Origin of the sequence: Psychrobacillus sp. FSL K6-2843, assembly GCF_038626375.1 — a bacterium.
Taxonomy (GTDB): Bacteria; Bacillota; Bacilli; order Bacillales_A; family Planococcaceae; genus Psychrobacillus; species Psychrobacillus faecigallinarum.
This window is the reverse complement of sequence record NZ_CP152021.1, coordinates 1,821,562-1,833,602: the sequence shown is the minus strand read 5'-3', so window position 1 is coordinate 1,833,602 and position 12,041 is coordinate 1,821,562. Positions and strand designations below refer to the sequence as shown.

Sequence of the window (12,041 nt, the reverse complement as noted above, 5' to 3'; positions counted from 1 at the left end):
TATGTAGCATGAATCTACTTATGTCCCAGCCTCTTTTGAAGAATGCTACAAATATACCAAGCAGTCCCCCCTCTCTTCACCAAGCATATCTGGATAAAGCTAATTAAGTCTCTTCAACCCAATTTACTATATATTTATATATTTAAAAATGAGCTTAGTTTCTATGAACCAAGCCCAGACATCAAATTAGGAGGAGTTGAAACTCCAGCATCCTCTATTTCTACGGTGCCATAGATAAAACTTCGATATTACTTTTAACAGGTTCCACGGATGGTTATTTGCCTTTTTTTCTCCGTATAATTACACTTACAGTATTTATTTTAGATACATATGCCAACAAATTGTAATATTCAGGATAGATCATAAATGTTGGTCTAATAACACAGATGAATCTTGCAGTATTAAATGTGGTTTTCTTTCCAAGTCTGTTTGATTATCTTCATATTCCATGTAAGCCATCAATTCTAATTCGTAGTTATAATCATCTAATTCCATTGTTTGTGAAGAGGTGAATAGATGAGCTCTTTTATATTTTTCTTTAGGTTTGATAGAGATATAGCTATTGTTTAAAAGGTTATAATAAGGCTTTAGTGTGCTTCTGGCTACTTTCAAACAGTTTAGCATGCTGCTATCCTTCTTGCTCTTCTTAGCGTCCATTAATATAAATTTGTAATCAGTGGAAGATGTCAATAATGATCTACCACATTTTCTTCTTATAATCGTAGGTCGCTTTATTTTTACTATCTCATTTAATTCTTCCGATGGCTGTTTTGATGTGTCTTTATTAGCTACTTCATTTTGTTGATGAATATTTTTTGGATGGTTCATTTGTAAAAAAGTTAAATTGTCAAACCATGGACCAGTCATTTTCTCTTCTGTATTAGCATAATGAAAATCACTAGTAATATCGTCCTTGTTTAAATAAACTGTATCATCCATATTTTGTATACTCAATCCCACCTTTTTAAATTCTTGAGACATACGCCCTGTTATTTATATTATTCAATTTAAAGGGATTCGTTAAAAAACCTTTTCCTTTTATATTCGTCCAATGTATAACAAACAAATTCCTTAAAATTCATAAGGAATGAGTGGTTTACATCCACAAAATTAAAAGAAAAAGGCTATTTAAAATTAATTTGAAATTGGTGTTGGCAAAATCCCTACAAAACGTCCCTCTAATGGCGCTTCTTTTTCGTTCAACAATAGGTGAATTTCACCGTAGTCTTCAGAGGTACGAATTAGTCGACCTATTCCTTGCTGAAGTCTAAGCAGCATGAACGGCAGCTCCACTTCTTCAAATGGATTATTAGAAAATGAACGTTTGGCATCAAATAACGGATCTACCGGTGGGAAAGGCAAATCATAAATAATTACTCTAGTTAATGCTTCTTTAGGCAAATCTAAGCCTTCCCAAAGATGATAAGAGCAAAGTGTAGAAAACTCTCCATTTTGAAATTCTTTGACGATTGTGGAAAGCTCACGATCCCCTTCATATGCAATATCATCAGTACATGTGGAGGACCTAAATTTATCCATCGCAGCTTTTGATTTAAACAAAATAAGTGTTTGTTGCTTTGCTTTCAATAAATGATCGACTTCACTAACCTTCTCTTCCTGGCTAATATGATGCGTTTTAACTTTCATCACTTCATCGTAGTCAAACGGAGATGGCACTGAGAATGATTGAAACTTTTCTATTCCTAACGAATCTGCCAAATACGTAAAATCTTTTTCAATCGATAATGTAGCAGATGAAAAGATGATCGGAAGCTTGGTAGAAAATAGCTTTTCATTTAAAATGTCTGTAACTAATCTAGGCATGATAATAAGTGTTTCGTAGCCATCGATTATTTCTAACCACTCAACCCCATCGCCCTTCTCTGTAAATAATCGCAATGAAAATGAATATTGCTCTAAAAATTCCTCTACCATTCGAAGTTCATATTCTGGAATTGTAAAAAGCTCTGATTCAAACACGAACTCCTCTAGTAAATCATCTGTAATTTTAATGGCATGCTTACATAACTGCATTAGCTCAGATGACTTGTTAATCTTCATACGTTCCGTTTCTTCCGCAAAGCTGCCGATTCGTAAAACGCTAAAAATTTTCTCATGCGTATCTTGGAGAACTTCCATTAAGTTTAAAGTCTTTTCGCGAACACCATCTACCATTACTCTTTCAAGTAATCGAATTAATGTTTCACTTTGTACTTCATAGGTTAACGCTTTTTGAGCTGCGAATTCTAGCAAATGTCCTTCGTCTAATACAATCATCGACACTTCTGGTAAAAATGGCAATTGTCCTTCTCGAACACGTGAATCCTTAGTCCATAGGTGTTCCATTAAAAAGTCATGGGAACAGATGATTAAATCAGATGATTCTCTGTAATGCTGACGGTGAATTGTTTGCCCACATCTATTGCGTAAATCACAGACAGTACATTGTTGAGTAGGATGAAAGTTAACCTTTTGCCAGTCTACATCACTTACTCCTGAAAATTGGCTACGCTCTCCAAATGGAAAGATACTTTGAAGAGAAGACGAGCCATAAACGAAATCAGGTACTCCATCTTCAATTTCTTCTATAAAGAAGTCGTTATCGCTATCCTTTTGCGCTTCTTCCAATCGTTTTAGGCATAGGTACTGGCTACGTGATTTAGCTAACCTAACATCGATTTTTATATCTAAATAATTTTGTAGCTTAAAGATGTCTCCAGCCTCTTTTACCAATTGCTCTATTAGCGTTTCATCCGCGCATGCAATCAAGGCTGGTTTTCCAGTATATCTTGCATAAGAAATAGCAGGAAGTAAGTAAGCGATCGTTTTACCTGTACCTACGCCTGCTTCTGCAAATAATACATTTTTTTCTTTTAATGCTTTTTCGATTTGATATGCCATGAAAATTTGTTCATCACGACATTCAAACCCTTTCTCTGGCAATTCATCGTATAATACGTCTCCCATCCAATCTCCTAATGATTCAAAGAAAGAACGGTCTTTTGATAATTTAAATGGCAGAGCCTGCTTCATTTTCTAACTCCCTTGAATAATAATATAACAGCATGGGAGAGCTAGTCTCCCCTACTGTTATGAACGTTTACCCCAGAACTGATAGTAGTCTGTTCTAATAAATCCATTAAATAATTTACGTTTCTTAGTTGCTTTACGTCCGTAAAGATTCTCAAAATTCTCCATAGAAGAAAGCATATATACCGACCATGATGGATATGTTTCCATTGTATGACCAAGATCGCTGATAACTTTTTCAATTTCTTCGATTTCTCCTATACGTTCGCCGTAAGGAGGATTACCAATCATGACACCATCCGTCAGATTGGTTGAAAAGTCACTTGCCTGCATTTGTTTAAAGCTGATTATATCTGCAAATCCTGACTCAAATGCATTTTGTTCTGCGATTTGAATCATCTTATGATCAATATCAGAGCCGATAATCTCTAATTTTTGATCATAATCAGCTAAATCCTCTGCTTCGTTTCTTACATCATCCCAAATTGTTTTAGGCATCCAAGACCAATCTTCGCTGTGAAAATCTCTATTAAAGCCTGGAGCGATATTTTGGCCAATCATAGCTGCTTCTATTGGAATTGTCCCAGAACCACAAAATGGATCGACAAATGGACGATTTGGGCTCCATTTAGAGACTTTTACCAAAGCGGCTGCTAACGTTTCCTTTAATGGAGCTTCCCCTTGGCCATGTCGGTAGCCACGTTTATGCAATCCAGCACCACTCGTGTCTAAGGTGATTGTTGCCACATCTTTAAGTATACTTATTTCAATCTTATATGTTGCACCTGATTCATCCAGAAATCCAATTCGTTTATATGCAAGCTTTAATCTTTCTACAATCGCTTTTTTGACAATAGCCTGACAATCTGGAACACTGAATAAAGTAGATTTGACGGATTTACCTTGAACGGGAAATGCAGCATCCACAGGAAGAAACTTTTCCCATTGAATAGCCTTTGTACGTTCAAAAAGTTCATCAAAAGTTCTTACTGGAAACTGAGCTGCGACAATTTTCACTCGATCTGCTACTCTTAACCAAACATTGGCTCTTGCAATTGCCCGCTCGTCTCCTTCAAAATATACTTTTCCATTTTCAGTCGTTGTTTCGTATCCTAGTGCTTTCACTTCTTCTGCAACGATGGCTTCTAAGCCCATTGCTGCAGTTGCTACTAATTTAAATGTTGTCATTATTGCTTCCCTTCTTGCTTAAGGATCTCCCAAAGCTCGAGAAAATCCATTAGCCCTTTACTTGGAACTGGCTTGCTGTAATAATATCCTTGTATAATATCGCAGTTCATTTCTTTTAAGATTTTTACTTGTTCTTTGGATTCTACACCTTCAGCTATTACTTTTAATTGCAAGCGATGAGACATTAATATAATTGATTCTACGATCGCTTGTTTATCCTTTAATGAAGTAATATGCTGTATAAAGCTTCTATCAATTTTTAAATAGTTTAAAGGAAATCGGTTTAAATAGCTTAAAGAAGAGTATCCTGTACCAAAATCATCAATGGAAATTTTAAAACCCATATTTTTAAGCTTTATTAGCTTGGTTATAATAATCTCGGAGTCCTTCATAATCGTACGCTCTGTTAATTCTAATTCAAGCTGCTGTGGACTACAATTATATTGCATCAATATTTCATTTATTCTCTCGATAAAATTATCCTGTTGAAAATGGAGTGAAGCAATATTTATTGATACATTAAGGTTATTTAAACCAAGTGTTCTCCATTCAAGAATATCTAAACATACTTTTTCAACTATTAGCTCACTCAAAGGAATGATAAGGCCCGTGTCCTCTGCTAAAGGTATAAATTCGCCAGGGGATACGACTCCAATCTGATCATTTTGCCATCTAACTAAAGCTTCTACTCCAACGATTTCATTTGTATCTAGCGAAATTTTCGGTTGATAGTATATGTTAAAATCTTTAGCCTGAATACCCTTTCTCAACTCAGCTTCTAGGAACAATTGCCTCTTTGAATCCCTCTTTAATTCCTCGAAGTAAAAAGCATATTGGTTTCTACCATTTTGTTTAGCGAAGTACATTGCCTTGTCAGCCTTGTGTAAAAGCTTGTCAACATCCTCGCTGTCTTGAGGGTATAATCCAATTCCAATACTAGAAGTGATATAAATTTCCATATCATCTAAATAGAATGGCTTGCTAAGCGATTTAATAATTTCTGAAGCATATTGGGCGGCTTCTTTTTGATTTTTAATATCCTGTATAGCAAGCAAAAATTCGTCTCCACCATATCTTGCAAAAATATCGTCTTTATTAATAATTTGCTTAATGCGTTTAGCAAATTCAACTAGGATGATATCCCCTACTTCATTGCCAAGTGAGGCGTTTACTTGCTTAAAGCGATCTAAATCTATAAACAAGATTGCATGCTTTGCCTGAGAACCAGATTCACTGATTATTTGTGAAAATAATTCGTTAAAGGAAGATCTATTAGGTAAACTCGTAAGGCGATCACTGAAAGTTAACGTTTCCATTTCTTTCTCTACCACTTTTTTTATGGAAATATCGGAAAAGACACCAAAGTAATTAGTAGTTTCCCCTTGCTCGTTTTGTATGCTATAAATAGTTAGATATTCTGGGTAAAGTTCTCCGTTTTTTCTTTTATTCCATATTTCGCCTTGCCAGGTACCTTTAAGCTTCAACTCATTCCACATAGTTGCGTAAAATGTTTTTTCTTGCCTACCTGACTTCAGTATACGTGGAGTTTCACCTCGCACTTCGTTCAAAACATAGCCCGTAACCTTTTCAAACGCAGCATTTACTAACGTAATCCGCATTTTTTCATCCGTAATCATAATACCCTCAGTAGTCGAATTAAATACTTTCTCCACTAAATTATTTGGATATGAAGAAAAGCTTTCAGGTTGTTGCTCTTTGTTCAACTTTAATGACCCGCTTTCATCCTGCATCTCCTGTTCGGAATATGCCTATTCTCTTATAATCGGTGATGACCATCTTATGATCGACTCTATGTAAACATCTCGTAGTAAGCAATTTTAGAAAAAATTTGTGAGGATAGTGAAGATTTTGCATTATATTATAAAGAATCAAAAAATATATCAGAAAAGTGCGGAAGCAGTACGATAGTATTTTACTTACATACCATAATGGTACAACACTCCCATAGCTATATAAATACTATAAATAAGCATATACTTTTTTATCTATTAAGAAAAGAAAAGCTCTCCGTGATTGGAGAGCTTTCCGTATTATTAATTATAGCCACTCATACACTCAATAAGCCATGTTTTGTTTCCACGGTACTCAAACGGTGCATTACCTCGTACGTATGTGGATGGCAATCATCTATCTACAGATTATTGTCTGTTTTTCTATCCGTTCAATTCCTTCAAGAAAATGCCCCTACCATAATTTGGGTTTCTCACTCGTGGGGTTTACCTCGTTCCACCTGTATAGTTTCCTATACAGCTCCGTCACTGTGGCACTTTCAGAGATTGTCAGCCATATCCGAAGACTTAGGCCTTCATCCCGCCGTCAGCCAAAATGGCTGCCTTAGTTTATTTTTTCACTAAGCACGAACACTACATTCATCTCAGAATTGTGTGAGCATGGACTTTCCTCTACAATGTCTAGCATTGCAGCGATTGCCCGAATATATAAGTGGTAAACCAATTATACACGATGTTAGCTGAATATACAATAATTCTTTACTAATATAATATTACTCGTACAATTTTGCGCCAAACACATGTTTTTCTAAATGAGATAATCTTTTTAGAATATCAAAATTAGTAGCGCCAGCTGCTGGTTGGACAGGAGCTGTTCGTTTTGGTGCCTCAGCTAACTCTTCTCTTAGTTGCTTATTTTCTAATTGCAGCTGTGATACTTTCTTTTCGAACGCTTCATAATCTTGGATGATATCATCTAAAAACATATCTACTTCTTCTTGATTATAGCCTCTTAAGCCTGTTTTAAATTCTTTTTCTAATATATCAGAAGCCTTTAACTTAAATTCCATGCAGCATCTTCCTTCCGTCTACAATTCGCTACTCGTATTATAGCATAGTGGTGTCGAATAATGGAGTATTTTTGGGCGATTAAGTGCGTTTTTTGTTAGGTTGTGCGCTTTCCCGGGAAATATTTATTTTCTTTTTTATTCTTATTTCCCGCATACGGAGCTGACTACTAAAATCTTTATGTGAATCTATTTCAGAATCTCTCCAATATTCAAGGCATTCAAGGGTCATTTCTAATGCTTTTTCATAATCTTTTTTTTGATGTTCATATAGCTTTGCTAGTTCTACCAGAACTTCTAAACGATATTTCCCTTTTATTTCTTTTAAAGCTTCCTTAAAGGCTTCGATACTTTCATCCATCAGTTTTTGCCTTTTTAAATGCAAACCCATATAGTAGTAGGCCATGCTTGTTTCTCTTTCTGGAAATTGATCTAATACAAATTGGAACCATTCCTTGCTTGCATCCTTAGACTTTAAATCTTTAAACCATTTTCCAATATTCGTATAGGTGTTTGCAGTTTCCTGAACCTCGGTTTCTTTTAGTAGATCCACCGATAAAGTATAAAGCGTTGCTAGTGATAGGATATCCCATTCGTTATGCTTTAAAATTCTCATAAGGTTAGTTGGGTTACCATGCTTAACCGCATCAAAATAAATAATTGGAGCTAAATGACCAGGTATATCATTTTTGCGACTAAAACCTAATTTACTTTCTTCTAATTGCTTTAATTTAAATCGCTCTAAATCACCTTTCCAAATTCTTTTAGATGAGTGCATTAAGTCAATTTGTCCTTGAGATTTCATGGGTGGTAAAGTGTTACGATTCATTGTCCACCTTGTCGTTAATTGGGGCAAATCAAAGCTTTTACCGTTATAAGTAATAATAGTTTGAGTGTTTTTCCAAAACTCAGTGGCCAATAGAAAGGCAGCTTCCTGTCCTGGGTCTGCTAGCACGTATTGAGACAATAAATAACCTCCAGGAGCCTTTTTTAAAATACCATTCAAAAAAATTAAGACACCAGCCCCTTTTAGACCGGTCGTTTCCGTGTCATAAAAGCAATAAGGGCTGTTTGGAGAAATAGTAAGCGGATGAGTTGGATATCTTTCCTGCATAAAAGAAATAGCAGCTTCAAGCTTATCCAAGCCAATAGTTCCATGTATATGCTTGTTACGATAAAATGTTTCTTTTAAAAAGAAGAAACCTTTTTCATTTTTTATTAGCTTTAATCCAGCCTTTTCCCATTGCTCTGTATAAAAAGGAAGTGCAATATCTAGCACTTCCTTTTTGGGTTGCTGTTTTTCAGGAGTATTTTTCTTTAATAGGCCCTTCATTTCTAATAGTTTTTTTTCATACGACATTTTGATTCACCTGCAATAAGTGAAGGAGTTTAATAACTTCTTTTTTCAAGTTTTGTTCGGCGTCCTGAGCGCCAATGCAAGCGGGACAACCACCAGTACATGGACAGCTTTCTATCTGCTCCGTCACCTTAGGCACTAAATTATTCCATAGATCAAACATTCTCTCGGATAAACCTATTCCCCCTGGATAGCTGTCATAAATATAAAAAGTAGGCTTTTCTACATTAATCGATTTTACTTGAGGTACTACATGAATATCCTTAGCATCACAATGTATGAATAAAGGGATAAACGAGTGTAGCGCATAGGCCACTCCTGTCATTGCGTCTGAAAGCAACGTTTCTGACCAATTGTTTGGTTTATCGAAGCTAAACCAAGTGGACGAGGTATGAAGCTCTAGGGGCGGTAGATGTATTTTTCCTGAACCAATATTATCATGGGTATCGAACTTAATCTTTTTGAAGATAGTAGGCTGAGCAAGAACAATGATATCACCAAATCTAAGCGTACCAATATCCGCTTCCCTTTCCTTATCCTCGCTTAATACCTTTAGTTCGATTGCGATATTAGCATCAGTAAAGTAATCCACGTCCACTTCCTTCACAAAGGCCTTTTTCTCCTCCCAATCTAGTTTTTCTACTTGAAACTGAGTACCCTGATGGAGATAGATCGCTTCTTCATGGAGTAATGTCATCGCACTATAAAGGTCCATTTCTCCAATCACTCTAGTTTTTGTTGGAATAGATTGATCAATAATTATGACATTGTCCTGAGAAGCAGACCTAAGACTTACATTACTAGCTGGAAAGCTTTCGGACATCCAATGCCACTTGTCCGATGTCTTTAGAAGAACTCCTTCGCTCTCAAGAAATTCTAACAGCTCTTGAATAGAGAATTCTCCATATGTATCACTAGTACTAAATGGAAGCTCGAAGGCTGCACATTTAAGGTGGTCCATCAAAATTATCATATTGTCTGGATGGATCCGGACCTCTTCAGGTGATTGTCCAAGAAAATAGTCAGGGTGCTTTACTACGTATTGATCTAGAGCTGTCGATTGAGCCACATAAATAATAAGGGCCTCGTCCTGTCGACGGCCTGCTCGACCTGCTTGCTGCCAAGCACTTGCAATATTTCCTGGATACCCAGTCATAATACAAGCCTGAAGCTGGCCAATATCTACTCCTAACTCAAGTGCATTTGTGCTAACTACTGTTCGAATGACTCCTTCTCTCAACCCTTTTTCGATAACTCTTCGCTCAGAAGGTAAATATCCTCCTCGGTAGCCACGAATAGATTGATCATTTATCTTTTTACTCACCAAAGCCTTTAAATAAGTTACTAGCATTTCCACTCTTACTCTACTTTTAGCAAATACAATAGTTTGAATTCCGTTTACATACAACTCTTGCGCAAGATCCCTAACCTCTAAAACCGCACTTCTTCTAACATTAAATACTGGATGTATAATAGGAGGATTATAAAATACAAAGTGCTTTCTGCCAGCAGGAGCCCCGTTTTGATCAATTAATTGATGTGTTTCATTTGTTAAATTTTCTGCAAGCTCTTTAGGATTTTTAATAGTAGCTGACGTACAAATAAATTGCGGCTTACTACCGTAAAATTCGCAGATCCTTTTCAATCTGCGAATAACATGTGCAACATGACTACCAAATACACCTTTATATGTATGAATTTCGTCAATGACAATATATTTCAGATTTTCAAAAAGGGAAACCCATTTCGTATGGTGAGGTAGTATGCCAGAGTGAAGCATATCTGGATTAGTCAACACAATATGTCCAGATTTTCTAATTTTTTGTCTAATCCCCGGCTCGGTATCACCATCGTACGTAAAACTTAATATCTCTTCTCCACTCTCTCGAATCAATTCATTTAAATCGCTTTTTTGGTCCTGCGCTAATGCTTTCGTCGGAAATAAATAAATGGCACGAGAGGTTGGATCTTCCATTATCGATTGTAAGACAGGAAGATGATAACAAAGAGATTTACCAGAGGCAGTTGGAGTAATAGCAGTAAATGACTTCCCTAAAGAAGCAGCATCAAAAGCTTGTCTTTGATGAATATAGAGTTGACTCACCCCACGACCTTTCAAAGCATTTTTAATAGAGGGATGCATTTTTTCTGGGAAAGGTGCATAAATTGCATCTTTTTCCTCTACTGTATGGATATGCTCAATTTGCGGGTGGCGATTGCTATCAATTCTCCAATTATCTAATAGCTCTGCAATACTTTTATTCTTTTGCATGTTACTCTCCAACCTCCTTCAATGCCTGAAGAATTGTTTCTAATGTGTATTTGGAAGAATGTACAGACTTTAAGAAACGTTTTTTACTCGTTGCTTTATAAAATGACTGCACAACAAATTGCCTCATAGATTCTAGTAGTGAATCAATTTGGCTTGGATGGACATATTTCGGTCGTTTGGTCTGTATCCAAGGTCGAACAAGCTGCTCCCATTCGTTTAATAATTCATCTATATTATATGCATATGGCTTCACTTCTCTAAAAAAGTCAGGCTCTCGGTCCTCTTCTCTGAAACGGTGAAAACGTTCTATACAAATATCACACTCGTTTAAAAGCTGATTATTTACACTTGTTAATGACAATGTAATCCCTCTCATTCTAGTAATAGTTTATCAAAAAGCATATCATATTACCAGTTTCAGACGAACATACATTCCTTACATATTATTCTCCAATTTTTCCATTTTACCTAGTAAACGAAAGGATGATTTACTAAAATCTTCTTCGAACTGATCCTGTTCTTCATTCAGACGGTTTTCTAATAGATATTCCAATAGCTCAAGTTGGTCGATAAGGCGTTCAATTTTGTTCATAATGTCCACTCTCCTTTAACTGTTAAGTTCCTTCCTACATCATAAATACCTTCCTGCTCGACAAAGGTTCTTTACATCAGACAAAACTAGTGGTCCATCGACAGTTACAAAAATGAAACTAAATTGATTACTCGTTCGTCTAACTAACTTGTGATAAACTAATACCATAAAAGAGGTGATTGTCTTGGCTATTCAATACCCTAATGGGAAAGTATATACACCTACCAAGAAAACAAATATTCCAAAGAAAAAAGATTATTCTTTTAGTAATAGGGGTAGGACGTTAGAAGATGAGATAAATGATGCCAACGAGTACTATCTGGCTCATGAAATTGCAGTCATCTATAAAAAGCCAATACCTATTCAGGTCGTCAAGGTGGATTATCCAAGTAGAAGCTCCGCAGTTATAAAAGAAGCATATTATCGAACCCCATCAACTACTGACTTTAACGGAGTCTACAAAGGAAAATATATTGACTTTGAAGCAAAAGAAACGGAAAATAAAACTTCCTTTCCTCTGAAAAATGTTCACTTACATCAAGTAGAGCATATGGGTAAAGTAGTTAAACAACTTGGGATCAGCTTCTTGTTAGTTCGATTTTCTAGTATGGATAGATATTTTTATTTGTCTTACGAGCATTTAAAATTATTTTGGGATAGAATGCTATCGGGGGGAAGGAAATCAATAACCCTCGAAGAATTTGAAGAATATGGGATTGAAATAAACCCAAAATATGCACCAAGGGTCAATTATTTAAAGATAGTTAATGACTTGTATGTATAA

At 35.9% G+C, this 12,041-nt stretch carries 10 protein-coding genes and 1 other RNA gene; 1 reads left to right on the top strand and 10 read right to left on the bottom strand.

What is annotated here, in order from left to right; translation table 11 throughout:
- Positions 1–360 precede the first annotated feature (360 nt).
- The 10 genes from MKY94_RS09170 to MKY94_RS09125 all read right to left on the bottom strand — a co-directional run bounded on the left by MKY94_RS09170 (position 361) and on the right by MKY94_RS09125 (position 11,257).
- Complete coding sequence (locus MKY94_RS09170) at positions 361–960, bottom strand: hypothetical protein (RefSeq protein WP_342578530.1); 600 nt, start codon at positions 958–960, stop codon at positions 361–363.
- Between the two features lie 174 nt (positions 961–1,134).
- On the bottom strand, positions 1,135–3,033 hold the full coding sequence (locus tag MKY94_RS09165) for an ATP-dependent DNA helicase (RefSeq protein ID WP_340844391.1): 1,899 nt from the start codon (positions 3,031–3,033) through the stop codon (positions 1,135–1,137).
- Between the two features lie 57 nt (positions 3,034–3,090).
- A complete protein-coding gene (locus tag MKY94_RS09160) occupies positions 3,091–4,218 on the bottom strand; it encodes a class I SAM-dependent RNA methyltransferase (RefSeq protein WP_144536813.1) in 1,128 nt (375 codons plus the stop codon).
- Positions 4,218–5,969 carry an EAL domain-containing protein gene (locus MKY94_RS09155; protein WP_342578529.1) on the bottom strand — a complete coding sequence of 584 codons (1,752 nt, stop codon included), beginning with the start codon at positions 5,967–5,969 and terminating at the stop codon, positions 4,218–4,220. Before MKY94_RS09155 ends, MKY94_RS09160 begins: the two co-directional genes overlap by 1 nt.
- 324 nt (positions 5,970–6,293) lie before the next feature.
- Positions 6,294–6,677, bottom strand: an RNA gene (rnpB, locus tag MKY94_RS09150) — RNase P RNA component class B.
- 65 nt (positions 6,678–6,742) lie between these two features.
- A complete protein-coding gene (gene gpsB / locus MKY94_RS09145; protein WP_144536817.1) occupies positions 6,743–7,039 on the bottom strand; it encodes a cell division regulator GpsB in 297 nt (98 codons plus the stop codon).
- A 79-nt stretch (positions 7,040–7,118) separates the two neighbouring features.
- Positions 7,119–8,396: a ribonuclease H-like domain-containing protein gene (locus tag MKY94_RS09140; RefSeq protein ID WP_342578528.1), complete on the bottom strand. Its 1,278-nt coding sequence runs from the start codon at positions 8,394–8,396 to the stop codon at positions 7,119–7,121.
- Positions 8,386–10,665: a DEAD/DEAH box helicase gene (locus MKY94_RS09135; protein ID WP_151110122.1), complete on the bottom strand. Its 2,280-nt coding sequence runs from the start codon at positions 10,663–10,665 to the stop codon at positions 8,386–8,388. The genes MKY94_RS09140 and MKY94_RS09135 overlap by 11 nt, the downstream gene beginning before the upstream one ends.
- Position 10,666: 1 nt before the next feature.
- A complete protein-coding gene (locus MKY94_RS09130) occupies positions 10,667–11,026 on the bottom strand; it encodes a YppE family protein (protein ID WP_144536823.1) in 360 nt (119 codons plus the stop codon).
- Positions 11,027–11,101: 75 nt separating this feature from the next.
- Positions 11,102–11,257 carry a hypothetical protein gene (locus MKY94_RS09125; RefSeq protein ID WP_154310921.1) on the bottom strand — a complete coding sequence of 52 codons (156 nt, stop codon included), beginning with the start codon at positions 11,255–11,257 and terminating at the stop codon, positions 11,102–11,104.
- 184 nt (positions 11,258–11,441) lie between these two features.
- Here MKY94_RS09125 and recU point away from each other — a divergent pair, with 184 nt between their 5' ends.
- Positions 11,442–12,041, top strand: a complete 600-nt coding sequence (gene recU, locus MKY94_RS09120) for a Holliday junction resolvase RecU (RefSeq protein WP_151110126.1) — start codon at positions 11,442–11,444, stop codon at positions 12,039–12,041.

Coding starts and splice junctions, on each gene's coding strand:
- MKY94_RS09165 (WP_340844391.1), bottom strand. CDS start 3,033: ATGAAGCAGGCTCTGCCATTTAAATTATCAAAAGACCGTTCTTTCTTT.
- MKY94_RS09160 (WP_144536813.1), bottom strand. CDS start 4,218: ATGACAACATTTAAATTAGTAGCAACTGCAGCAATGGGCTTAGAAGCC.
- MKY94_RS09155 (WP_342578529.1), bottom strand. CDS start 5,969: ATGCAGGATGAAAGCGGGTCATTAAAGTTGAACAAAGAGCAACAACCT.
- gpsB (WP_144536817.1), bottom strand. CDS start 7,039: ATGGAATTTAAGTTAAAGGCTTCTGATATATTAGAAAAAGAATTTAAA.
- MKY94_RS09140 (WP_342578528.1), bottom strand. CDS start 8,396: ATGTCGTATGAAAAAAAACTATTAGAAATGAAGGGCCTATTAAAGAAA.
- MKY94_RS09135 (WP_151110122.1), bottom strand. CDS start 10,665: ATGCAAAAGAATAAAAGTATTGCAGAGCTATTAGATAATTGGAGAATT.
- MKY94_RS09125 (WP_154310921.1), bottom strand. CDS start 11,257: ATGAACAAAATTGAACGCCTTATCGACCAACTTGAGCTATTGGAATAT.